The sequence below is a fragment of the Paenibacillus sp. FSL K6-2862 genome (genome assembly GCF_038005125.1).
Lineage (GTDB): Bacteria > Bacillota > Bacilli > Paenibacillales > Paenibacillaceae > Paenibacillus > Paenibacillus illinoisensis_A.
Map to the genome: position 1 here is coordinate 3,626,480 of NZ_JBBOSN010000001.1, position 24,467 is coordinate 3,650,946.

General features: G+C 42.3%; 20 protein-coding genes. 1 reads left to right on the forward strand and 19 read right to left on the reverse strand.

All coding sequences use genetic code 11. From position 1 onward, the window contains the following. Window positions 1–8 precede the first annotated feature (8 nt). From MHB82_RS16415 to MHB82_RS16435, 5 genes are all read right to left on the reverse strand, one after another. Complete coding sequence (locus MHB82_RS16415) at window positions 9–1,115, reverse strand: flavin monoamine oxidase family protein (protein ID WP_341175307.1); 1,107 nt, start codon at window positions 1,113–1,115, stop codon at window positions 9–11. 50 nt (window positions 1,116–1,165) lie between these two features. Then, window positions 1,166–1,936 carry an SDR family NAD(P)-dependent oxidoreductase gene (locus tag MHB82_RS16420; protein ID WP_095357774.1) on the reverse strand — a complete coding sequence of 257 codons (771 nt, stop codon included), beginning with the start codon at window positions 1,934–1,936 and terminating at the stop codon, window positions 1,166–1,168. A gap of 122 nt (window positions 1,937–2,058) precedes the next feature. Next, window positions 2,059–2,376 carry a thioredoxin gene (trxA, locus tag MHB82_RS16425; RefSeq protein WP_341175308.1) on the reverse strand — a complete coding sequence of 106 codons (318 nt, stop codon included), beginning with the start codon at window positions 2,374–2,376 and terminating at the stop codon, window positions 2,059–2,061. Between the two features lie 216 nt (window positions 2,377–2,592). Further along, window positions 2,593–3,555 (reverse strand): zinc-binding dehydrogenase, encoded by a 963-nt coding sequence (locus MHB82_RS16430; RefSeq protein WP_176475951.1) that lies wholly within the window; start codon window positions 3,553–3,555, stop codon window positions 2,593–2,595. Window positions 3,556–3,736: 181 nt separating this feature from the next. Beyond that, window positions 3,737–4,630, reverse strand: coding sequence for a LysR family transcriptional regulator (locus MHB82_RS16435; protein WP_095357772.1), 894 nt, complete (start codon window positions 4,628–4,630; stop codon window positions 3,737–3,739). Window positions 4,631–4,781: 151 nt separating this feature from the next. Between MHB82_RS16435 and MHB82_RS16440 the strand changes: the two genes are divergently transcribed. Beyond that, window positions 4,782–5,831: a YeiH family protein gene (locus tag MHB82_RS16440; protein ID WP_341175309.1), complete on the forward strand. Its 1,050-nt coding sequence runs from the start codon at window positions 4,782–4,784 to the stop codon at window positions 5,829–5,831. A gap of 123 nt (window positions 5,832–5,954) precedes the next feature. Here the strand turns inward: MHB82_RS16440 and MHB82_RS16445 are convergent, their stop codons facing one another. The 14 genes from MHB82_RS16445 to MHB82_RS16510 all read right to left on the reverse strand — a co-directional run bounded on the left by MHB82_RS16445 (window position 5,955) and on the right by MHB82_RS16510 (window position 24,350). Further along, window positions 5,955–6,917, reverse strand: a complete 963-nt coding sequence (locus MHB82_RS16445; protein ID WP_341175310.1) for a glycosyl hydrolase — start codon at window positions 6,915–6,917, stop codon at window positions 5,955–5,957. A gap of 29 nt (window positions 6,918–6,946) precedes the next feature. Continuing rightward, window positions 6,947–8,626, reverse strand: a complete 1,680-nt coding sequence (locus tag MHB82_RS16450; RefSeq protein WP_445671232.1) for an ABC transporter substrate-binding protein — start codon at window positions 8,624–8,626, stop codon at window positions 6,947–6,949. A 93-nt stretch (window positions 8,627–8,719) separates the two neighbouring features. Further along, complete coding sequence (locus MHB82_RS16455; protein WP_341175311.1) at window positions 8,720–9,658, reverse strand: carbohydrate ABC transporter permease; 939 nt, start codon at window positions 9,656–9,658, stop codon at window positions 8,720–8,722. Window positions 9,659–9,672: 14 nt separating this feature from the next. Continuing rightward, complete coding sequence (locus MHB82_RS16460; RefSeq protein WP_095357767.1) at window positions 9,673–10,632, reverse strand: ABC transporter permease; 960 nt, start codon at window positions 10,630–10,632, stop codon at window positions 9,673–9,675. 220 nt (window positions 10,633–10,852) lie between these two features. Then, window positions 10,853–13,015, reverse strand: a complete 2,163-nt coding sequence (locus MHB82_RS16465) for an alpha-galactosidase (RefSeq protein ID WP_341175312.1) — start codon at window positions 13,013–13,015, stop codon at window positions 10,853–10,855. A 54-nt stretch (window positions 13,016–13,069) separates the two neighbouring features. Beyond that, on the reverse strand, window positions 13,070–14,671 hold the full coding sequence (locus MHB82_RS16470; RefSeq protein WP_255247792.1) for a glycosyl hydrolase: 1,602 nt from the start codon (window positions 14,669–14,671) through the stop codon (window positions 13,070–13,072). A 228-nt stretch (window positions 14,672–14,899) separates the two neighbouring features. After that, window positions 14,900–16,447: a response regulator transcription factor gene (locus MHB82_RS16475; protein WP_341175313.1), complete on the reverse strand. Its 1,548-nt coding sequence runs from the start codon at window positions 16,445–16,447 to the stop codon at window positions 14,900–14,902. Beyond that, entirely contained in the window at window positions 16,447–18,225 is a 1,779-nt protein-coding gene (locus MHB82_RS16480) for a sensor histidine kinase (RefSeq protein WP_341175314.1), read from the reverse strand. The genes MHB82_RS16475 and MHB82_RS16480 overlap by 1 nt, the downstream gene beginning before the upstream one ends. Before the next feature lie 282 nt (window positions 18,226–18,507). Further along, window positions 18,508–19,413, reverse strand: coding sequence for a shikimate dehydrogenase (aroE, locus tag MHB82_RS16485; protein ID WP_341175315.1), 906 nt, complete (start codon window positions 19,411–19,413; stop codon window positions 18,508–18,510). Window positions 19,414–19,441: 28 nt separating this feature from the next. Continuing rightward, window positions 19,442–20,629 carry an MFS transporter gene (locus MHB82_RS16490; RefSeq protein WP_095357762.1) on the reverse strand — a complete coding sequence of 396 codons (1,188 nt, stop codon included), beginning with the start codon at window positions 20,627–20,629 and terminating at the stop codon, window positions 19,442–19,444. Window positions 20,630–20,674: 45 nt separating this feature from the next. Next, window positions 20,675–21,865 carry an MFS transporter gene (locus MHB82_RS16495; RefSeq protein WP_095357761.1) on the reverse strand — a complete coding sequence of 397 codons (1,191 nt, stop codon included), beginning with the start codon at window positions 21,863–21,865 and terminating at the stop codon, window positions 20,675–20,677. A 433-nt stretch (window positions 21,866–22,298) separates the two neighbouring features. Continuing rightward, on the reverse strand, window positions 22,299–23,318 hold the full coding sequence (locus tag MHB82_RS16500) for a LacI family DNA-binding transcriptional regulator (RefSeq protein WP_341175316.1): 1,020 nt from the start codon (window positions 23,316–23,318) through the stop codon (window positions 22,299–22,301). A 236-nt stretch (window positions 23,319–23,554) separates the two neighbouring features. After that, window positions 23,555–23,893, reverse strand: a complete 339-nt coding sequence (locus tag MHB82_RS16505; RefSeq protein WP_341176650.1) for an HAD family hydrolase — start codon at window positions 23,891–23,893, stop codon at window positions 23,555–23,557. Further along, on the reverse strand, window positions 23,874–24,350 hold the full coding sequence (locus MHB82_RS16510) for an HAD family hydrolase (RefSeq protein ID WP_341175317.1): 477 nt from the start codon (window positions 24,348–24,350) through the stop codon (window positions 23,874–23,876). The genes MHB82_RS16505 and MHB82_RS16510 overlap by 20 nt, the downstream gene beginning before the upstream one ends. Window positions 24,351–24,467: the final 117 nt, after the last annotated feature.

Sequence of the window (24,467 nt, forward strand, 5' to 3'; positions counted from 1 at the left end):
ATTGTCATTTATTGAATGTACCGTTTAATGATTTCATTTGCGACTCTTTCGGCTGATTGTAGAGCGCCTTCAAGATGACCTCCTTGCTGTGATGCCATTTCGGTTCCAGCGAAAAAAATATTCTGTAACGAATCTTTTTTGTTTATTACGGGACCGTAATTTGGAAAATCGAGCAGCGGCTCTGAGTCCTTCTCTACTGCAGTGTGTATATCTGAAGACCAATCTTTGTATAGAATTGCTTTTACATGTTTAGCTGATGGGCCGAATAGATGTATCAGTTGATGCATCACAAGTTCAATGATCTGTTCTTTTTCCATACTTAAACGCATCCTAGCAGAGAGGCCAAAGAAGCCAAAAAGTGCACCTGAACCACTAGAAGGTGAGGCATCATGTATTTCCTGTAGAGGACCTACTCTACTTGAAACAAATCCGGAAAGTCCTTGATCACGCCAGAAGGGGTTATCGTAAACCGCTACAATCTTCGCTTGACCACCCATCCAGGTCGGTTTATTTATTAAATTGGATTGTACTTCAACAGGCATTTTGGGTAAGAAAGAGATATTTTGTTCAATCACCCTAGGCGGGAGAGCAATGATAACTGAACTTGTATGAAATTCCTTCTCATGCGTTTGAACTTTCACCTTGCCATTGCTCTGCTGATGAATAGCAGTAACTTTAGCATTCAAATGAATGGTTTCGGTTGGTAGTCTGGCAACTAATGCATCAATAAGTGCTTTTACTCCACCTACAAGCCGAAATGAATAATCCATCGCTCCTGCGGGCAAATCATGCTGTAATGGCGGCTCGGTTCGGGATCGTTCTACCAACATTTTTCCTTCAGTGAATTGTTCAAATGTCTGCAAACCAAGCTCTTTGACTAAGCGGTCCATTGCATATTCATAACGTGGCCAGTACCAAGTCGGTCCCAGATCAAATGTTCCTAATGCCGGATCCCCTTCAACCGCTAAGCTCAGGACCCTTCCTCCAATGCGATCCCTCGCTTCCAAGACCATGCATGGGATTCCTTGTTCATGAAGTAAATGAGCAGCACGAAGCCCACTTAAACCTGCTCCGACGATGATTACAGACTCATCCTTGTTATACTGCATTTTCATTCGAATACCCCTTTATAATGATAGAAAAATCCAGACTACTCCATAAAGAATTAACGAAGGCGAGCAGTAACGCCGCCATCTAAAGGCATAACTACACCTGTAATCCAGGAGGCCGAGTCACTAGCCAAGAACAAAATGGCTTCAGCAACATCATTTGTTGTTCCGTTTCGTCCGATGGGATGAAATGCATTGAAACTTGGCAATACTTCGGCGACTTCTTCTTCACTCATAAAGGTGTTGTAAATTGGGGTTTCAACAACGGCTGGTGCCACTGCATTCACTCGTATATGATCCCCAGCAAATTCCACTGCCAAGTTTTTAGTCAAAGCATGTCTACCTGCCATCGCTGCTGAATATGCAGAGGATGGTGTGGATTCAACCGCACTAATGGCCCACATTGAACCGGTATTTACGATTGCTCCGCCACCTCTTTTTTTCATCTCAGGGATCACGGCTTGTGAAGGATAGAAAGTCCCTTTAATGATTGTATCCAAATATGATTGCAAATCATCTTCCGTGTGGTCCAGAAATGGGGTTGGGTTGAATTTTCCTGTGTTATTTACTAAGATGTCCACCCCGTCAAACGCTTCAACAGCTGCTTGAACCAATTTTTTCGAGGTTTCTGGCAAGCTTATATCCCCTGAGACAGCGATAACTTTTTTGCCAGATGGGTCAATTTCCAGGGCAGTCTTCGCTAAAACATCTTCACGGCGTCCATTAATGATTACATTAGCTCCTTCTTCAAAAAAACGTTGTGCAGTTGTTTTACCAATCCCTGTTCCTCCACCAGTTACAATTACCGTTTTATTCTCGAATTTCATCTTTCTGCATCTCCTTTTTTTATCTACCAGTAGGTAGTTTGAGTTTATATTTTCTGTCTTTCATATGTTTTAAAAAATAATCAGCAACAATGTAGGTTGCTGCTGATTCCCTTATCCATTAATTATTGGATAAGGTTAAGAATTTTGGTTTTGAGTACATCTCTTTGATGGATTCCAATCATTGTTTCAATCAGTTTGCCATCCTGAAACAAAAGTAACGCTGGAATGCTCCGAATACCAAATTGCGAGGCAAGCTCAGGTTGTTCATCCACATTAACCGTAGCAATTGTAGCTTTTCCTGCTAGACCATCAGCTAATTCGTGAATGATGGGAAGCTGAACTTGGCATGGACCACACCACGCTGCCCAAAAATCGATAAGCGTAATGCCTGACTCTATTTGTTTTTGAAAGGTCTGACTATTTAATGAAACTGCACTCATAAGGAATACCTCCTATTATATATATTATTCAATCGATATTATATTCAATTGATTGATTGAATTATAGAACAGCAAAAAACTTATGTCAACATCGTTTTATATTTACTATTTATTATGAACTCCCCCCGTCTCAAGTTTGTCGACCATTCTTAAGTAAAAAAACACGAAGGGAATTCGTTCGAGGAACACTAAACATAGCAAGGTAATTTCACATTTTTATTCAGACATACTTAAGACTGCTCGAAATCTTGTCTTTGCTGATATCATTTTTTCATATGCTTCACTTGCCCGTTCTAGAGGAAACACTTCAATGATTGGCCGTACATCAGTCAAAACGCTAAACTGGACTGCTGCTTCAATTTCTTTAGACTTTCCAGTGAATGTTCCCTTCACAGAATGAGACCCCTTTAAGAAATCCATTGCTGATAACTCTAGACGATCCCGTGATCCCGCTACAATAATCAGTTCGCCGCCCGTATCCAGGCCATGAATAAGAGAAGAAATTACGCTAGCATTTGGTGCCGTGGCAAGAATAACTTTTGCTCCACCAAGTGTTTTTAGAGCTGTGGCGGGGTCTTCTTTTTCCGAATCAATGTAAATATGTGCCCCGAGTTCTCTGGCCAAGCCTTCTTTATCCCCTCCACGGGATATTGCCACTGTTCGGTAACCAGCTTTGTTCGCATATTGGACGGCAAGATGTCCCAATCCACCAATGCCCGAAATGGCAACTACATCACCTGGACGCGCCGGACTATTTCTTAACGCACTAAATGTAGTTTCACCGGCACACAGTAAAGGAGCCGCCTCTTCAGAAGAGACTTCGTCGGGTATAGAAACGAGCGCATCTTCATATGCGATCATGAACTCTGCGTACCCACCGTCGATGGTCAATCCTGTCACTTGATCGTGTCCACCATGATACCCCAAGCCTACACGCTGCCCAATCTCCCACTTTGTCGATCCATTACCTCGCTCATCAACTATACCAACGACTTCGTGGCCAGGAATTCGCGGATACGCTGGAGCAAATCCTTTGATTGTACTTGAATCCCCGCTACAGATTCCGCATGCTTCTATTCGAAGAAGTACTTGCCCTTCTGCAGGTTCAGGTACCAAAATTTCAACCAATTTCATAGGTTCTCCTTTGGCCGGAACTTGAATTGCTCTCATTTTCTTCAATCGTTTTTCCCCCTATTTCGGTTAGTAATAGTAGTATAGAGAAATAATCAATATTATTCAATTGAAAGATTGAATAATTGATCAATTTAACTTCTCGTACTACAAGTCCGAAATACAGCACCATTGTCTATATATCGAAATTGTTGATCAATATAGAGTGTTATCCTGTAAGTGATTTAGATCAGATAAAATGACCATCCAGTTTCAGCATTCTTTCCGCGAAAACCTCGTTTGCTCTGGTAGGAATATGACCTATCCGGCGAACTAAGGAAAAGTTTCGTTCAAGGTGGATATCTGGAATGGTGATTTCCTTCAACATGCCAGCGGATAACTCCCTTTTTACAACCCAGCGGGACAACATGGCGATGCCTAATCCAGAGAACACCGCTTCTTTGACGCCCTGACTGCTGTTGAACACATAAGAACGGTTTACCCGGAGTCCTGTCTGAGCCAGAAATCGATCACTAAATGATCTGGTTCCTGATCCCATTTCGCGAAGTATCCACACTTGATCTTGCAATTGTTCCAGATCCGCATTCACCGAAGCGTTAAGAGGATATCCTTCCGCTGCCACAATAATCAATTCGTCCTTCATGAATGGTGTCACGGTCAGATCTTGGGCCTCAATGTCCTCTTCAATCAAACCAAAATCCATTTTATTATCTCGAATTGCTTCCACAACTTGAGATGAATTACCGATGAATACTTCCATGGCTACTTCAGGGTATTGCCTGGCAAATGACGAAAATAGGCGAGGTAAAACATATTCTCCAATCGTAAAACTAGCTCCAATCTGCAATGAGCCACTAACATCATCCTGCAATCTGGCAATATCCAATTTCGCCGACTCATATAGATTCACCATTTCCTTGGCACGTACATACAGCAGCTCCCCAGCCTCCGTCAGTTTCACCCATTTGGGCGAACGATGCATTAACTTTACATCAAATTCCTTTTCTAATTTACGAATGTGTAAGCTAACACCGGGTTGTGATAAATGCAATAGTTCTGCCGCTCTAGAGAAATTGCGCTGTTCTACTACAGTTATGTACACTTTCAAGCTTTCCACGATCATTTAATACATCTCCCTGATAGGATTTAACCCAAATATCACTCAATCATTATGATTCGTTATGATAAGCATTTCATTCTGGTATTTCTCTTTTCAATCATAACTAATTATAGTTACAAATGAACAAGAAATAAAGAAATCGGACGTGATATCCATGAATTCAACTTCTGTCATGCAACAAGAGAAAAAGAATAAACAAGGGTTTGTGCTGGGAATTGGGCTTACTCTAATGCTTGCGCTTGCTGCCAAATATGCAGCCAATTTTCCTTTTCTACACATCATGGGCCAGCTTGTACTTGCCATTTTGTTTGGCATGATCTGGAGAGCGGTTAGGAAAGTACCTGATCATATGGTAAGCGGAATTTCCTTTTCAGCTAAAAAGCTTTTGCGATATGGAATCATTTTGCTTGGCATGCGGCTCAATTTGAAGGACATTCTTCATGCGGGACCCAAGGTTGTCTTGATCTCCTTCCTGAACATTACCATCACTATTTTTGTTGTGTATGGCATTGCAAAATTTTTCAACGTCGAGAAACGTTTGGGGCTATTAACTGCTTGCGGAACAGCGATATGCGGAGCCGCAGCAGTTGTAGCCATTGCACCTCAGATCCAAGCCAAAGACGAAGAAGTCGCCATCGGTGCAGCTACTGTAGCGATTCTAGGAACAATTTTCACGATGGTTTACACCCTTCTATATCCATTTCTACACTTGTCTGCATCCGAATATGGCGTGTTTTCAGGTGCTACTTTACACGAAATCGCACATGTGATTGCAGCTGCAGAACCTGTGGGTCAAGATGCTGTTGACCTGGCTGTCATTGTTAAATTAACGCGTGTAGCCATGTTGGTGCCCGTCGCTATCTTGATTGGATTCTGGACGAATCGATTGGATCGATCCAAAAATTCAGGAAACAGCAAGTTGAATAAAAGAAGCCTGAAATCCCTCCCGATCCCTTGGTTTATTTTTGGATTCCTCATGATGAGTGCTCTCAATACGCTGCAGGTTATTCCTTCAGATTTGACGAATCTAATCATTCTTGCCGCTTATATGCTGATTGCTATGGCCATGGCTGGTCTGGGTCTTAGTGTAGATATAGTTACGTTTCGGCAATTGGGCCTAAAAGCTTTTGCAGCCGGCTTTATTGGCTCCATCGTTCTTTCACTCATCGGATATGTATTTTTAAAAACATTTAATCTTGGCTGATGGAAAAAGTATGTGCCATCTATCCCACCTTAGAACCCCATTAGCTGGACTAACCTTACTATGATAACTGAAAAAAGCCGCTAATATAGCGGCTTTTCATGAAAATTCTCTTGCCTAGCAATATCAATAAAGCTTTGGCAGTTTGTCCAGTGTAATAGCATAGTCACAATGATATGCGCTGCGTAACTCATTATTGGTCGTAAACTTCTCTGTCTGCCCAAAATCACGGGACCACGTCATAAACCATAACCATGGAATACGCGATTCGGATAAGTTTCTGATGCTTGGTACGGGTCCAATCTCACCGATGGCAGCCAATTTGGGGGTGCGTGTGACGCCTATCAGTTCCTCATACTCCTCACGTAAATCGGTATGTTGATGGGCCGGGGGATACATATCCCTTGAAATGATGTCTACCACGTCATCTCCGACATAACCTTCAACTAAAGGTGAATTCCAAACCCAAATCAAATGATTCAAACCATGATCATTCGTATATCGCTTATACATGATACGGTACAACTCTTTCGCAATAGCCGGACCTTGACTCCCCCACCAAAACCAGGTGCCTTCCGCTTCATGAAAGGGTCTCCACAAGATAGGGATGCGTTTATCACGAAATTCCCGGAGAATATCGGCCATATGGTCCATGTCGGACAACAAAGCTTTGTGTTCTTGGGTCCCCTCTACAATGGCTTTCCTCACATCATAATCTGTATGTTCTGTATAAAAACTTTTGTCCCGTCCACCAAGAGGAGAAAACCAATGCCATGTAAATGTAATCAGTCCTCTTTTTTTCTCCGTCCACTCCCAAGCTTTTTGTAGTGTATCCTGATTTTCAGCGACTTCCAGCAAACACTCTTCACCACTATCGTCATAATTGATATTTGGAGAATAACCGAGGAGCTCAAATCCGCATAGCGCAGGCCATTTCCCTGTTACCTGATTAACGTAGTTCAATTCTTCCTGCGCCATGGTTTGTGTATGCTGTCCTGTAATGATGCCCTTTCCTTGAATCTTGCTCAAATAGTTGAGCACTGACCGTACTTCTTCCGATGCATTAGGATTGCAAGGTATCGTTTTCATCTTTGCCTGCCTTTCTGATCATGGAAGGGTTATTGACCACTCCATAGTTTAACGCGATCTTTCACATACTGACCAAAAGCCTCTTCCATCTCTTCTACTCCTGCTTTTTCCAATTCAGCCATGTACTCATCCCAGACTTTATCGAAATTTTCCGGTTTGGCCATAACTGCCTCAGGAATTCGTTTCCAAGTGATATCCTTCATTTTGGCCATTAGAATTGTTGCCTGACTATCACTTGGCAGTGCAATATTGTATACCGCACCGGCCTTCCTTTCAGGAAACTCCTCTTCTTTCGGGAAAAGATCTCTCCAGTGCTCGACTTGGTAAGCAGCCAAGGCTTCTTTTTCAGGTCCACTATAGGTGGCTGTCAGAAGATCACTGTTCGTTTTCGTAAAGTAATTGCCTGTCGAGTCCTCAATGCCATCCCCATAATGAACCGAAAGGTTCCAATACAGTCCAAGACCGGATTCCTTCATGTAGGCACTACCTTCACGGTCCATCTTTTCTTGAACTTCCTTCGGTACAATTCTTTTTCCGTTCTCGACAACATAGTCTTGTCCCTCGATCCCCCAGTTCATCAGAATCTGACCTTCTTCTGAAGCGAGGTAATCCAAGAATTTGATGGCAGCTACCGGATCTTTGCATTCGCTGGAAATCGCTATTCCATATCCCCCATCAAAACCAGCGGACCAGAAATTTGTATCCTTATACTCATCAGACAACGTTACTGGATAATGACCATAAGTCTGGTCAAATTTGCCCGCAGCTTTCAGTGCTTGTTGAGCATCGCCATAATCCCATGCAGGGTCGATCAGACCAAGCACACGACCGGATGACACTTTAGATTTGAACTGATCCGTCTTTTGCACGAAACTTTCCTTATCCAGTAAACCGATATCATTCATATGGTTCAACCAGCGGAAGTATTCTCTCTCCTCCGAACGTCTAAAATGGTAAGTTACATCGAATGTTTCTTGGTCCACATAGTATTCACCATCATCCGGCGCGCCTGTCGTAAAGAATCCCATGTTCGTCACCTGATACATATGCCAGTCATCCGCATTAATGGTGAGTCCGATATTTTTGTTGCCGTTTTCATCTGTTGGGTGTTTAGCCAAATAGTCTGTAATTACCTTTTCATAGTCTTTTACTGTACGGATTTCGGGATATCCGGCTTCCTTCACAACACGATGCTGCAGCTGGAAACCACCGTCGGCTTTGAACTTTCGTTCTTCGATGGCAGACCAGGTTGGAATTGCATAAATGGCCTGATCCTCTAAGCTGTACTTGGCACGAACGATTTTATCGCCAAGCATTTTTTTAATGTTGGGCGCATGTTCATCAATTAAGTCAGTTAGGTCAAGGACTGCTCCTACATCCACGAGCTTGCCCAGATCAGCCTTTGCAGCTATAAGATCGGGAACTTCACCGGTGGCGGCCATGATCGATACCTTTTGCACAGGGTCTCCCACTGCGAATTCAGCATCCAATACGACGCCTGTTTTCTCTGTAATGACTTTTCCTATGCGGTCCTTCATATTGTTCCAGTTAGGACTCCCATCTTCTGAAAAGTAAGAAAGCGTAATCGGATCCGATCCGTTTCCAGCGGCGGATTCCCCTCCACTGCTTCCACTGCAGGCTGCGAGCTGACTGAGTAACAGACCCGCTGAAAGTATGGCTGCCGTTGTTTTTCGGGTTCGCTTTTTCAAAACAAACACTCCCCATGAGATACAGATTATTTAAGGTGAATAGACCAATAACATATCGCTTGAATACTAAGTCATTGACGTTTCAGTGTCTCATTAGCTTTTAACAGCACCCAGCGTCATGCCTTTAACAAAGTACTTCTGCAAGAAAGGATAAACAATGAGAATAGGCACGGTTGCGATGATGGTAATCGCCATTTTCACAGCGTCAGGAGACACCTGCGACATCAATTGGGACATGTTTTCCCCGCGTATATTGTTAGAATTCGTAGTTGTACTCTGAAGCACTTTCATAAGCTCATACTGCAAGGTCGTCAGGGAATCATTTGACCCATTATAAAGGTACGTATCAAACCAAGAATTCCATTGCCCCACAGCAAGGAACAAGGCTACAGTTGCAAGTGCAGGCTTGGTAAGCGGGAGTATGACACGCCAGTAAATGGTGAAATCATTAGCCCCATCAAGCTTGGCTGATTCTTGCAGTGCATAAGGGATGCCATCAATAAATGAACGGATAATAAATATATTGAAGGCGCTTACGAGTCCGGGCAAAATATAAACCGCGAATGTATTAATCAGATCCAGATTCTTAATAAGGATAAAACCAGGAATCAACCCGCCGGACACATACATGGTAATCGCCAAAAATACGGAAACAAAGCGTCTTCCCTGAAATTCTCTCCGAGCCAGTGTGTAAGCAACCATTGACCCGCTTATAAGACCCGCGAGTGTCCCTATAAGCGTTCGAAGAACTGATATTTTAAAGCCGGTGATCAACCCTTCATAACTAAAGATGAGCTTATAATTTTCCAGAGTGAATTGTCTAGGAAAAATAGATATTCCACCCCGTACGGTATCCACGGAGTCGTTGAACGAAATAGCAAGCACATTCAAAAAAGGATAAAGAGTCGCAATAGTGACAATTCCTATGAATACATAAACAAAGGTGTCGAAAATCAAGTCTTGGGGAGATTTTGCGCCAATCTTCGGTCGTTTGGGTTTGACAGAAGAAGGTGTCTGCTGGAATGCTTCCATGTCTGTTCCTCCTCTTACATAATGCTCTCGTTAGCGAATTTTTTGAAGAGGCCATTCACGACGAACAGCAAAATCACGCTAATTACCGAGTTGAAGATACTTATAGCGGTACCGAAGGAATATCTCCCCATGGATAAACCATAATTCAATGCATACAGATCCAATACTTCGGAATAATCACTGACCATGTGATTGCCAAGCAAAAATTGTTTTTCAAATCCGATTCCAACGAGATGGCCAATCGACATAATAAACAGTACGATAATGGTTGGTCTGATGCCCGGGAGTGTAATATGCCATATTTGTCTTAATCGACTGGCTCCGTCGACCCTCGCTGCCTCATACAGTTCAGGCCCAATCCCCGAAATGGCCGCCAAATAAATAATGGCATTCCAACCGGTCTCCTTCCAAACATCCGCTCCGGTCACTATTCCCCAGAACAAATTCCCCTTGGCCATGAATTGTATGGGCTGGTCTATTAAATTCAGCCCCAAGAGCAAATCGTTTATCGCGCCTCCGTCGGTTGACAGCATTTTAATGACGATTCCAGCGGCCACGACCCAAGACACAAAGTGAGGCAGGTAAGAAACCGTTTGTACGAAACGCTTCATAAACTGAACCCGCACCTCATTCAGAATCACGGCGAACAATACTGGAAACACGAATCCTGCAACCAGTCCCATAAGGCTCATGGCCAGCGTATTTCTTAGCACCAGATAGAAGTGTTCATCCTGAAAAAGTGCCTGAAAATGATCGAATCCAACCCATTTCTGATCGAAAAACCCTTTGCCCGGTCTGTAGTTTTGAAATGCCATCGTCCAACCCCATAAAGGCAAATACTGAAAAACAAACACCCAAATCACAAATGGAAATGACATCATGTACAAGTACTTTTGATTTTTGAACACTTTCCACTTTTGTGATTTTTTTTGTTGATGCATGCGAAACTTTTTCTCTTCTGTTATCGCTTTCATTTCATCCCCCCCTTTCTTCTCTCATCATAAAGCGATTACAATTTTGGCAACATATCAGAGATCCATTACAATTTCATTCAAAAATCTATACTCTTTTCAGCAAATTCATTAATATTTTCATAAAGTGATATATAAAAGTCCTCTGCAGTTAAACAAGGCAGAGGACTTTTTAGGACATTGAATAGTATTAATTAAAAAATTCTATATTTACTTGATCTTCTCAATGAGCAGCTCTTAATTTGAACCACACACTGGTGTAATCTCCTGTAAGAGGCGGGATAATCAATCCTGCTTGCATTAAACGGTCCCCATGGAATGATCCCACGTGTCCACTCTCTCCACTCACCTCATACGTATACGAATGATCCAAGCCTCTGAGCTGAAGAACATCCGTAGCAGGATTGGGCTTGGCTAACACTTGAAAATAAAATACGATCGCTTCACATCGATCTTCCGAAACAAACATCCAGGAGGTTTCATTGCCTTGAAAAGGACTTCGAAGTCTAAATAAATCACCCTTTTGTATGAGGGATCGATGTTCCTTATACATGGCCACCTGTTCCTTCACCTGGATTTTCTCAGCATCGGTGAACTGGGTCAGATCAAGTTCATAACCAAAATTCCCCGACATTGCGACGTCTCCTCTGAATTTAAGCGAGGTTTCCCGGTGGACTTGATGGTTCGGAACGGCAGAGATATGAGCGCCGATGGTACTAACGGGATACACCAGGCTTGTTCCGTATTGGATTTTCAGCCGTTCAACGGCATCCGTGTTATCACTTGTCCACGTTTGTGGCATGTAATAGAGCATTCCGGGATCAAACCGACCTCCGCCGCTGGAACAGCTCTCAAACAAAATTTGCGGAAATGCAGTAGTCAATTTATTTATAAGTTCATAGAGTCCAAGTACATACCGATGTGCAATCTCCTGTTGATTTTCGGGTAAAGCCGCTGCGGAGCAGATTTCGGTCAGTGGGCGGTTCATGTCCCATTTCACGTAGGAAACAGGTACATTGGCAAAGATATCAGCCATTGCATTGTACAGATAATCGCGGACCTCCGGCCGTGAAAGGTCCAGCACCAATTGCCATCGCGCTTCGGTCCGCCTGCGGCCTTCTGCGTGCAGACACCAGTCCGGGTGTTTTCGATACAGTTCACTGTCGGGTGAGATCATTTCAGGTTCAAACCATAAACCGAATTGCAGGCCTTGACGTTCAATTCGTTCAGCCAAGTCACGCAAACCGTTAGGAAGCTTTCGACGATCTTCAACCCAGTCCCCGAGAGAGCTGTTGTCGCTGTCACGTTTGCCAAACCAACCGTCATCCAGCACCAACAGTTCAATCCCTAGTTGAGAGCCAGTTTCGGCAATGGCTTCAATCTTATCTGCGGTAAAATTAAAATAAGTAGCCTCCCAATTATTCACAAGGATCGGGCGCTCCTTATCCCTATGTACTCCGCGGCATAAACGGTTACGATAGAGTCGGTGATAGATTCGGGACATGCCTCCGATCCCTTCATTTGAATATACCAAGACAGCCTCAGGGGTTTGGAAGGATTCACCGGGAGCTAGCATCCAGCAAAAATCAAACGGATTCAACCCGATGCCCAAACGAACGACTCCAAAAGCATCGACTTCTGCTTCAGCATGAAAATTACCGCTATACACCAAATTCACTGCAAAAACTTCACCATGCTCCTCATCGGCACCCGGGCTAACCACAGCCGCAAAAGGATTGTGCTGATGACTGCTCATTCCGCGTCTACTCCCAAGGCTTGTACCTCCTGGGCCCAGCGGCCTGCGCTGAAGCTGGGCTTCTCGTGCCCAGTGTCCCGCAAGGTATAATAACTCATAATTGCTCTTACCATATAAATCGACATTGGCGCTAAGCGCACGTAAAAGTCTAACGGTACTCTGACCATTGTTCTTAAATGACGCAGATCTGGTAATAGCCCCATCCATGAAGATGCTATATTGTAGTAAAACGGTCAATCCTGAATATGCATCCTCCAATTCCAGCTCCAAGGTATCTGCTTCATGATCCGACTCCGTGTACACATAAGGCAAACCTTCAATTCCCGGTTTACCGGCTCCTGTGGAATACCCTTTGTAGCGAAGCTCTGTGATTCGGCTTCCGTCTTCAAGCTGAACTTGATAGGCAGGCGACCTGAAATCACCTGCTCCATATTGCGGATACTCCTGAGGCATAGAATCAGGTTCCTTTTTTTCCAACCTCGGTACAAGGTTCTCTAAATTCCCTTTCTCAGACAACCGTTGACCCCAGTATACCAATAATGGAAAACCGTCTACGATCTGAATAACATAACTGGTTACACGGGATTGCAGATGAAAAATATGCTGTGACTCGTCAATATAAATGGCCATACACTATTCACTCCTGTTAAACTGGTTTGTTCCTGCTCAATAATAAAATGAATGCTATTTCCATCTAGGACTGCCGTACAATCCCTTGGGAAGTTCATCCAGTGTGATCACGTTGTCATGATTGTAGACTTTTTTCAAATGTTCCTTTGTATTCGTTTTTCCGTCACGCAGAACATCGCCAGTCCAGGTATTGAAATAGCTCCAATGTGCACCGTATGTCTGCAGCAGATCAGGATCGGGAATAGGCCCATTTTCGGCGAGTCCCACAAGTTTCTTATGCTTGCTCAGAAACAAGAGCTCATCGTACTTGGCAATGTTCGGGCTGTGATCACCGGGTGGATTATAAATGTCGACACTTACCATATCCACCACATCATCTCCCGGGTACCACTCCTCCTTAACAGAGTTCCAAACCCAAATGAGGTTGTTTAACTCATGCTTCTCCGTCAATCGTTCGTACATTAATCTATACAATTTTTTGGCAGGTTCAGGACCTTTGGCTCCCCACCAAAACCAGCCGCCCTCCGCTTCATGCAGCGGTCTCCAAAGTACGGGAATATGGTGTTCCTGCAGCCGCTTCAATTGAGCAGCGATCGCATCAATATCCCGGATTAAAAGCTTGTAATCTTCCGATTCCGGATGATTCAGGGCATACTCTACATCGAATGTTGTGAATTCTGTATTAAACCCCCGCCACCACTCGTGGCCTGGTTCATTGCCGCCGATTCCTTTCGGCGCATTCCAGTGCCAGCTTAAGGAGACAATTCCTCCACGCTTGTACCACTCCATCATCTTTTCTACCTCATTCGAGGTGCTTCCGTTTTCCACACGGGATGGAGAATAATCCATCAAATCACTGGAAACCAGTGCAGGGTACTTACCAGTCTGCTGGTATATCCACGTTGCGTCCTCTAGGGTTTGCTGCCCTGATATAATCTTTTTTCCGTACTGGTTGGTCATAAATTTCATTAATGCTTTGGCTTGCGGGGATGCTTTGGAGTTGCTTAAGGGATCCATCTTTGTTTTTTGCGTGGTTATGCGGGGTTCTACACGTTCAAGCTTGATATACTCAATGCCATAGTACCCCCACCCCCGTAATATTTGAATGGAGTTATTACCGCTGTTCAGAAGCACCTTTGTCATCTTTTTTTCTGCTCGGACCGTCCCTGGCTTTGGCGCACTGAGCGTCAGCTCGCCGGCTCCCGAACCATTTACTTGGATGGAAGTCGCTTTATCCCCATTTCCTTCTGGGATGTAGTATCCCAAACTTAACTCATAAAGCCCATTTTCCGGTGCTTTAACCTGGAATGTAGTGCTTCCCTTCTGAGCTGTGGCCTTTTCATCCTCTTCAAAAAAATAAGAGATATAACCTGTACCATCATAGAGATGGTCCTCCGCTTTGGCTGTTGTCTCATCGCGTTTCTTGATCCCGTACCCTTCGATTGAAGCATCTTTGAATGTGGCAATTATGGCCTGGTTTTGATCAGAAGAAGTATGGGGTTCAACAACAAATCCCGGTACCGTAATAGCTGCTTCCACCCTGGAATGAGTAAAACTCAACATGAGGATATACAGAACGAAAATGGCCGATCCAATCATAAAATACGTATTGTTTGATGTTGAATATCTAATAGGTGAACCTGATTTTCCCTTCATTTTATTGCCTCCCCTCTGTTCATGGCATTTCTGTTATCGCTTTCAAATGATTGTATTCCCTCCTTTCGTATCCACTATATTGGCACAGGGACATCCAGGACATATCATAAATCTCAGATCCTTTCATTCTAAAATTATCTATGTTTTCAGAAAACCTCATTTTATTTACATACTAATAACAGAAAACTCCCCTACTATTCGTTAATTCCATTAGTAGAGGAGTTTTGCTCATTCTTTTTTCTGATAGAAAGAAGGTGATCTTCCTTCCAGCTTTTTAAATTTACTATAAAAATAATTGACGTTTGAATATCCTACCCTTTCAGCGACTTCGTATACCTTCATATCCTGAGCCAGTAATTCCTTCGCTTTTTGGATCCGTATCCGGTCAAGATATGCGTTAAAATATTCTCCTGTATAACTTTTGAAAAGTTGACCCAAATAGGAGCTGCTGTAATTAAACAAGACGGCCAGCATTTCCAATTTTAGATTATCTCCATAGTGGCGATCTATATAATCCAGCAATCGTTTCATTTCATTATCCTTGCTGTTATAATCTGCACATTGGGCCAGCCTCTCCATGACAACTGATACTCGGTCAACGAGATCCCGCATATAACGGGAATGATATACTTCAGCAAGAAATTGGGCCGGCTCGCCTGGATAACCACTCATAGACCAGACACGTGGATGGACTTTTCGAACCGTTTCATTGGCCAGGTAGAAGAAACGGTCACGAATCTGCTTTTCCTCTGCTTGAGCAGCCACTTGCTGCCATGCTATTTCGTTTAAAAAAGAAGAGATCGCACTTGCATGTCCAACATCGACCAGGTAAGGGAGCCTGAAGGCCTCTTCTTCTTTGCTGGATAGGTAAGATCCTGAATGTTGATCCGTTTCCTGTCGATAAGATTCTGGTGTTTCCTCGGTCAGGAGCCTTCCCCTATCGTAAAAGAAACTATATTCCAAAAGAGATCGTGCCGTTTTGAAAGAATGAATGATGTTATCTAGTGACCGAACAGGCTGGCCCAACGCTATGTCCATTTCGAATCGAAGCTCTCCCGATAAGAGTTGAAGGTTCTTATAGAGTTCACTCCACCCTGCTTCGCTTACAGGAGAGCTACCAAGCAGCAGGACGATGTACGGAGCGAAATATAATACGACTCCTTGACGCCCGGAAGCATAGGTTCTGCTCACCACATCCTTGAAATTCTGAATTTGTTCGCTTTCTTCTTGGTCCAGGCCAGAGAAGGCAATTAAAACAATTTGATAGGTTGTCCAGTTCACTTCAAATGAGTTTGACCATTCACTCAAAAGGGAATCATCTAACGCATGTTTACCGGTTAGTAATGAGTAAAGTATCCATTCTGGCGTATTTGTTTGTTGTAACAGGCTTTTTTCGTGCACCTTCGAGAGCTGTTCGTGAATCTTTTGGAGAGATGCCGACAGTTCTTCCTTGTTCACCGGTTTCAACAGATAAGCATCGACGCCGAATTGAAGGGCCTGGCGCGCATACTCAAAATCAGCATAACCACTGAGAATAATAACATGACTGGGCCAGCCACGGTGGCGGATTTCCTGAAGGAGTTCAAGTCCGTCCATTCCCGGCATACGGATATCCACCAACAATACATCAGGAATCGTTTTTTCAAATATCCGAAGCGCTTCATTCCCACCAGCTGCTGTTCCAATCACTTCGAACCCCAATTCCTTCCAAGGTATTAACGTTTGTAACCCCAACCGTAGTTTGGGTTCATCATCAACAATGATCACTGAAAACATTAAGTTCGACCCTCCTTCGGTATGCAAAATGTGATACAGGTGCCTTTCTTCTCTATGCTATTGATGGTGAGCCTTGAAGCTGTACCGTAGGTGAGTTCCAATCGGTCATTTACGTTACGAAGACCAATACGATCCCCTGACTCATCGGAGCCCGTTAACTGTTTTTCTAGCTGGCTCATTTTCATGGGTGAAATACCTGCGCCATCATCGTGGATTTCGATCAAAAGCATATCCTGATCATTAAACTTAGTCCGAATAGTGATCAGCGTTGGGCCCTCTTTGCGATCTAGCCCGTGGACGATCGAATTTTCAACCAAAGGTTGAATGATCAGCGGTGGGATTTCTATCTGTTCGGTTTCCGGATCGATTTCCATACTGTATTGAAGCCGGTCTTCATATCGAAATTTTTGTAGTTCCAAGTAACAACGTACCATATTCAACTCATCCGATAACGGAATCTGACGGCTTCCGACCTCCAAACTGTTTCGGAGCAACATGCTTAGCTGCCATACGGCTTGGGCCAGCACCTCTTCCCCGCGAAGATGAGCTTCCATTCGGATGGATTCAAGTGTATTAAACAGAAAGTGGGGATTGACCTGACTTGCCAGCATCTTGAATTTGATATCATTTTGTTTTTGTAATAATAACTGTTTCTGCTGATTGCTTTCTTCGACTTCAAACATCAGTTCACTGATCCGGTGAACCAGATCATTGAATTGCCGAGATAATTGTCCAATCTCATCTTTTCCGTCGAGGTCTAGGTATGTATCCCAGGATACCGTGCCTACTCGGGACATATGTTTACTGAGTCGGAGCAATCTTCTTGCTATAAAGGATGCGGAGATATAAACAAGCACTATTGCAATGATTAGACATCCACCTATCACCAAAGTAGCCAAACGTATGATAGCGTTTGCATCTTGCAGAATGTCCGATACCGTAAAAACGGAAATAATGCGGAATCCATTCCAGCTGTTTTGAGGAGTTACGTTTGCGATGACCACCTTGGATTTCTTTCCATCCATGACAGCTTCGTAACTGCCCTGGGTTTGAGACATCATGTTGCTCCCCCCGTGTACAGAAGCGAGACTCTTACCGTAAAGATCTGGCCGATTGGCCGCAACGATATGGTTGTTGTCATCCACAATCATCGTGGAAAATGTCTCCTGAGACAGAATTGAATTCAGTAAATCAGAATTCACGTTAATAACCAAAACACTCTCATTTTTCAGATCATCCAGATTGATTTTTCGAACAAGGCTGAGGTAATGTTTTTGATCACGCTCATCCTCAATATAGCCCCAACCAGCCAGCCCCTTTTGACTTAAGGCAGACTTGAACCATTCAGACTCTTTTGTTCGGTCATCTGGCTGCATAAATTCCCAGTTATTAAGCATGGTTGGATTGTCCGTGTATAACCGTATTGACTTAATCTCTTTATACAGCCGCATATAATCTCGAATGTCCGTGTATTGACGATAGGTTTGAATAATTTCGTTATAGCTTTCATAGCTTCGGCTCACTATGGATTTCATCCGGTTATCATTGGAGAGTTGATAGGAAATATCTATGGCTACATTAATTACCTCCTCGGTTCTTTTTTGGACACGTTCTACGTTATTCGTTGCTTGCTCAAAGGCGTTCAGGATCATGACTTCCCTCAACTTGCTTGTTAGATAGATACCACTTACTAAAAGCGGGAGTACAGCCACCGTTATAAATATCAAGGACAGCTTACTTTTAAGTCTGATGTCATTTAGTCTTCGCATAAAACGCATAGCACGATCCTCTTTCCTACATTTAGTTCTCCTTTTAGCATAAAACCAAATGTACTCTTCTCTTTTTAGATAGTCAATGAAACATTTTGATGAGGTATGGTTAGCAATGACCTAACGTTCTTTTCCATTTCGGCAAAGGTACACGCTTCTTATCCACTGCATGGGACATAACGTAGTTCCCTAAAAAATCAAAAAAGCCGCTAATAATAGCGGCTTCGATGGAAGCATTTTTTTGTTCCTAGACAATAGGTCTACGAATTGATGACATGCCCTGATCTCTTTTTATACTTCTTTACCAAATACGATTTCTTTAACTTCTGAAATAGGCATATCTTCCCCAGTAAAAAGTTTATAAGAAAGTGCGCCCTGCCACAAGACCATACCGAGACCATTGATCGCTTTGGCACCAGCAGCTTCGGCCTGTGTTAGTAGTTTGGTTTTGCGAGGATTATAAACCACATCTGTCACAATCAAATCTTTGCGCAATACATCAGTCATCTCATCAACGATACTTAATTCGTCTAATGGTTTCATGCCCAAGCTTGTTGCGTTTGCCAAAACAGCACTTTCAGCGATTTCTTTGCGAAATGCTTCTTTATCTTCTAAAGGAAAAACGTTAGCCTTCACGCCAAAGTCTTTCATTTCGTTGTTAATATATGCTGCATTCTCTTCTGCTGCGGAGAAGAATTTGTCATTTCTTGCGAAGATGCTGATCTCTTTAATGCCGGACTGCACCAATTGTATGGCGATTGGTGTTGCAGCACCTCCAGAGCCAACTAAAGTTACTTTTTTCCCTTGTAAGTCGACTCCATGTTCTTCAAGATTTTTAACATAACCTAATCCATCCGTATTATATCCGATCAACTTGCCATTTTTGTTTACAACCGTATTGCTGGCTCGTGAGAACTTCGCAGTATCATCTAACTCGTCCAAATACTGAATGACATCCATTTTATTAGGCATGGATACATTGAATCCTGCAACGCCCATCGCTTTCATACCCTCAACTGTTTCTTTCAACTTGTCCGGTCCAACCTCAAAAGCCAAATAGGCATAATTCAAGCCACTTATTGTATAACCCACATTATGCATTTGAGGGGAAACGCTATGTCCAATTGGTGTAGCGAGTAATCCAACCAAGGTTGTTCTCGCATCTATTTTTGCAAGGTTTTTATCGTAATTATTCATTGTAAAGACTCCTTATACATTATATTTATTAACGAAACACTTTTTTGCTACGAACAAGCACATATGCTGCCAGCAATGCACTCAGAAGTGCAATAATCATATCAAGTACAAGTGTCATCGAAATACCCACCTGTCCCACCAAGAAGCTGGAGATGAAAGGAATCAATATGAAAGCAAGACTTCCTGCTATATTTACATATGACGTTGTCGTTCCTTTGTTCTTGACGAAAAATTGTGTCATCACAGTGATAGCCAATTGGAAGGTACCCGAAGTAGATAATCCTAAGATAAACGTCATAATAATAACAATTGGATATGATTGAACAAAGAACAAGCTCAGCATGGATAAGAAGGCAATCAATGGGTATAGAATCATAACAGTGATTGGTTTAACGAGCTTATCCAGTACAGCTGCAAGCAATAGAACCGACACCAATGCTCCAATACTAAAGTAACTTAGAAGCTGTACCGAAACATTTTCACTCAGTCCAATAAATTTAGATCCCAGCTCTGGAAGCCATGTTTGCCAAACCACAAACAATGAGGTGGACGTAAATCCAATCAAAATAATGGCAAGTCCTTCTCCCCAGAATTTCGGTTCTTCCTTGAAACGACTTTTTCCACCTTCACTTTCTACTTCATCTTTAGAATTGGTTTTAAATGCTGGGAACGGCATAAAGATCAAGTAAATTCCACTGATCAAAAACAAGGCACCCAGAGCGTAAAACGACCAACCCCATGAGATATCGTTAGCAACTAGAATTGCAAGAATGAATGGCAGTAAAGTAGCTCCAATGGACATGATCGCTTTGACAAGGACCGTCGCCGAGCTGGATTTCTTAGGAAAGGATTCAATCAACGCAGGATATGTTCCTGAATCAAGTAATGAATTCGCTATCCCGGCCGTGATAGCCAATACAAACGCCACGGGGTAACTTGTCATTAAAGGAATACCCACCAAGAACAGTAAGTACAGAAAACTTCCTGTGATGATAATTGGTTTACGACCAATTTTGTCGGACAACCGGCCGGCAAAGAATAAAGCAATCAGCTTACCAATACCAATTGCAGAAACAAGCAAGCTGATCTTTTCAACTGGTCGATTGTAGTTTTCGGATAAGGCACTCATATTGGAGGCTATAATAATATTGATCATCCCGAGCATAAAATAATTCAAGTACATGCCAAGGGACGTTTTAATATATGGATTCTTCATTTCATTTCTCTCCTCTTATATTAAAAGCAAATATTTAGTGAGACTTTATTTGATAGTAATCTTTCTTATTTGCTTGGATAAATAAAGCGCCAGACATGTACTCATCACAGCAATACATAAGTCAAAAACAAATACTGCGGATATGCCAATATATTTAACGAGTAAACTTGTGACAAATGGGATAACCATGAAAGCCACACTGGCAGCAGCACTTACGTATGAAACGCTTACCCCTTTTTTTGCCGGAAATAAATCAATCATTACCGTCATAGCTAATTGATACATTCCTGAAGTAAACAGTCCAAGGAAGAATGCGATAAACGGCGCCAACAAAGGATTACGGGACACAAGCAGCACAACCAAAAAGAGGGTTGCGACACCTGGTGTAACGATCATTGCCGTAATAGGTTTAATGAATTTCTTCAACAAGAATGCAAGCACCAAAACACAAATTAATCCGCCCATGCTGTAAAAACTAAGTAACTCTACTGCACTCTTCTCATTTAGAAGTAAAGCTTGTTTACCATAAGTAGGAAGCCATGTCTGAATAACAGATGACAAAGACACAGAAAAAAAACCGATGATGACCAGAGCAGAACCTTCTTTCCAGCTATACAAGTCGGTCCTTTGCTCACCGGAATCTGTCTCACTTCTCTGCTTGTCAGGATTCTGGGTAGTCATTCCAGGAAATCGAATCGTTACAAAATACATTCCTAACAGAGCAAACAGAAACGCAGGTATGAAAAATGCATAACCAAAAAACAATTCTTTAGACATAAAAAAGGATATTAATGCCGGTAGAATGATGGCTCCTATTGACATGAATGCTTTTATTAACACAATTGCCGTACCTGCTGCCTCTTTGAAGCTTTCATTCAAGGCTGGATAAGCACCAGAATCCAAAAGCGAATTACTGATTCCGGCAAAGAAAGCGAATAAGAGAGCAATCTGGAAGTGAGTTGATAATGGTGTTCCGACAAGAAAAACAGCGTATAACACAGCAGCTGCAATGATCAAAGGTTTTCTTCCATAACGATCGGATAATTTACCTGCAATATTAATGGTTAGTAAGTGGCCAATCCCAACAACAGAAATAAGCAAGCTAATATCTGTTTGGGCAACATGTAATCGCTCCGATAAAAAGGTCATATTGGATGCGAGCATGATATTGACCATTCCTAGCAGTAAATAACTCAGATAAATCCCTAATCCCATTTTTAGATACGGAAATTTCATTTGCTGTCCCCTTTGCGAAATACAACTTCAACAATTCGTTAAAATTTCATTCCTTTGCCCCCTAATGATACAATTTTGTACGCCTATATTCGGAAATATACCTTGATGTATAAACCGTGGTATATCGATGCACAAAAATAATAAAAAAATATAAGTATCATCCTTTTAAATCAAGGGTTAAATCTAGTATATCGATATACTAATGTTGCGCAGAACCTACTATACTCCCCTAAAAAAAATGTGTCAATATTGTGATTAATTTCACAGTTGTTTCGTTATCACGTTTAGCGTCCTATGGGGACGTCCTTTCATTTGAGTAATCGAATGATAAATCAAAAAAACACCTTTCAGCGATACTTGGAACGTTAGAGTAACGATCCTTTTCTCACTGAGAGGTGTTTTTGTGTTTTATCCAATTTGGAAAAAATTTATATTATTTAGATGTTTCTCTGACGACTAGCTCCGGCTTAAGAATAATCCGTTGAAGTCCTTCACTTTCACCAATAATCTTACTATGCAGAAGCTTGGCTGCTTGAATCCCGATCGATTTAGGGAAGGATGAGACCGTTGTTAGTGGTGGGTGGTAATTTTCTGCGTCTGGTATGTTATCAAATCCGACGACATCTACATCCCGTCCCACAACCTTCCCCTCTCTAGTTAACACCTTCATTACTCCGAAGGCAATCAAATCACTAAAGCAAAAAATGGCTGTAGGAGGATTCGGTAAACGTAATAAAACGTTCGCGGCTTCCTCTCCGCCTTCGCTTGTAGGGTCGCTGGCTATGATAATACTCTCTTCGAGTTCTAAATTATGATCCATGAACGCCTTCCGGTATCCATCCATTCTTTTCGTCCATGTCGAAGATTCTTTAATGCCACCTAGAAAAGCTATTCTTCGATGTCCTTTTTTTGCCAAATGTGTGATAGCCAGGTACGTTCCTTCTTCATAGTCGATACCCGCATAATCGGCATGAATATTATACATTTCCCTATTCGCCAGCACTAAAGGAATTTTCAGATTATTTAACTGTTTTACGGTCTTTTCTAAGCTTATGGAGGATGGATTCAGGATCAGACCATCAATCCTGTGTTCAACCATCGTTGAGATTAAATTTTGCTGCTTGCTTGCATTATCTGAGGTTGTACCGAGTAACACCGTGTAACCGAATTCCTCAAGTTTGTCCTGCGCTCCAATCAGAAATTCTGAGATGAATTTATTTGCAATATTAGTCACAATCACGCCAATCAAATTTGAACTTTGTGATCGCATATTGGCAGCTACTCGATCATAGATGTAACCTAATTCCTCAATCGAACTCAACACTTTTGCACGAGTTGCTTGTGGAATTCTGGGATTATTTCTAACCACCAGAGAAGCAGTCGTTGTAGAAACACCGGCGTGCTCCGCTACATCCTTCAGGGTTACTCGTTTTTTTGAATTTGTGTTTTTCATCTATTCCACCAACTTTTATCTATGTTAATATATTTTCTTATTTGAATCGTAGTAAAAATATTTTTTTATATCAAAAGCTTCAACAAGAATTTTACTACATATTCTCGTCTACAACCACTTTCGGTGATGTTATTGCTTTTCACAGGAACGTGTTCTTCTTCTGCAACTCATTCGTATATAGAGAAGTTGTATCAAAGCTGACGTTTCAGTTCGTCAAAATACTTCACTGTAGTGGGTTATATCACAAATTTTCCAATAGCATTAGCCACACCATCATTATCATTTGAATCGGTTATGTAAACGGCGCATTTTTTCAGTTCAATGATCGCGTTCCCCATGGCTACAGGAAATCCGGACAGATGGAATAGGCCTAAATCGTTAAAATCATCCCCAAACACCATCACATTTTCTGAATTTACCCCAATTTCACTTAACACCCATTCCACGGCTTTTTCCTTTGAAGCTGATTTCTGCATGATTTGGATCAATACGCCTCCATCCGTTGCGATCACGTTTACATGGTCACCAAATTGCTCGCTTAGATCCTTCCATGTGTTACAACCTAGAACTAATATTTTTGGTCGGGGATAGAGAGTCTATATAGTGTTGGTCAACAACTTGAGGTTTCAGATCATTCGGACGGATACCGAATTGAGTGCATTGCGAGTCCAGAATTGGTTTTCTTGTGTACCATGAATCATTAACCTCGTATGAGATTATGGATTGAGGCATGTTTAACTCGATGAATGTATTAATCTGTTGGTTGATCTCCAGAGGGATAGGAATATGGCGCTCATTTTGTTTGGATTTGCATGTAACTAAAGCGCCATTGTAATAAATCATGTAATCTACAAACGGAAACTGCTTCACAAATTGATTTGCCGCTCTTGGCGGCCTTGCCGTGGCAATTATAATATGTATCCCCGAATCAAAACATCGTTTAACAGCCTGAACATTCCTGGGCGATATCGATTTATCACTTCCGAGCAAAGTTCCGTCCAGGTCCAGTACAATGGCCTTAATCGTAGACATCCGAATCCTCCTCACACAGCTAAATTGGTAAAATAATACTACGCTTTAAGAGGTATCGTCAACGAGAACAATTATGTTATCCACTGTTGAACAACTATTGATCTTGGCCTTATTTTC

Coding starts and splice junctions, on each gene's coding strand:
- MHB82_RS16420 (WP_095357774.1), bottom strand. CDS start 1,936: ATGAAATTCGAGAATAAAACGGTAATTGTAACTGGTGGAGGAACAGGG.
- MHB82_RS16510 (WP_341175317.1), bottom strand. CDS start 24,350: ATGTCTACGATTAAGGCCATTGTACTGGACCTGGACGGAACTTTGCTC.
- aroE (WP_341175315.1), bottom strand. CDS start 19,413: ATGAATAATTACGATAAAAACCTTGCAAAAATAGATGCGAGAACAACC.
- MHB82_RS16460 (WP_095357767.1), bottom strand. CDS start 10,632: ATGAAAGCGATAACAGAAGAGAAAAAGTTTCGCATGCATCAACAAAAA.
- MHB82_RS16490 (WP_095357762.1), bottom strand. CDS start 20,629: ATGAAGAATCCATATATTAAAACGTCCCTTGGCATGTACTTGAATTAT.
- trxA (WP_341175308.1), bottom strand. CDS start 2,376: ATGAGTGCAGTTTCATTAAATAGTCAGACCTTTCAAAAACAAATAGAG.
- MHB82_RS16415 (WP_341175307.1), bottom strand. CDS start 1,115: ATGAAAATGCAGTATAACAAGGATGAGTCTGTAATCATCGTCGGAGCA.
- MHB82_RS16435 (WP_095357772.1), bottom strand. CDS start 4,630: ATGATCGTGGAAAGCTTGAAAGTGTACATAACTGTAGTAGAACAGCGC.
- MHB82_RS16455 (WP_341175311.1), bottom strand. CDS start 9,658: ATGGAAGCATTCCAGCAGACACCTTCTTCTGTCAAACCCAAACGACCG.
- MHB82_RS16445 (WP_341175310.1), bottom strand. CDS start 6,917: ATGAAAACGATACCTTGCAATCCTAATGCATCGGAAGAAGTACGGTCA.
- MHB82_RS16465 (WP_341175312.1), bottom strand. CDS start 13,015: ATGGCCATTTATATTGACGAGTCACAGCATATTTTTCATCTGCAATCC.
- MHB82_RS16440 (WP_341175309.1), top strand. CDS start 4,782: ATGAATTCAACTTCTGTCATGCAACAAGAGAAAAAGAATAAACAAGGG.
- MHB82_RS16500 (WP_341175316.1), bottom strand. CDS start 23,318: ATGAAAAACACAAATTCAAAAAAACGAGTAACCCTGAAGGATGTAGCG.
- MHB82_RS16480 (WP_341175314.1), bottom strand. CDS start 18,225: ATGCGTTTTATGCGAAGACTAAATGACATCAGACTTAAAAGTAAGCTG.
- MHB82_RS16475 (WP_341175313.1), bottom strand. CDS start 16,447: ATGTTTTCAGTGATCATTGTTGATGATGAACCCAAACTACGGTTGGGG.
- MHB82_RS16495 (WP_095357761.1), bottom strand. CDS start 21,865: ATGAAATTTCCGTATCTAAAAATGGGATTAGGGATTTATCTGAGTTAT.
- MHB82_RS16470 (WP_255247792.1), bottom strand. CDS start 14,671: ATGAAGGGAAAATCAGGTTCACCTATTAGATATTCAACATCAAACAAT.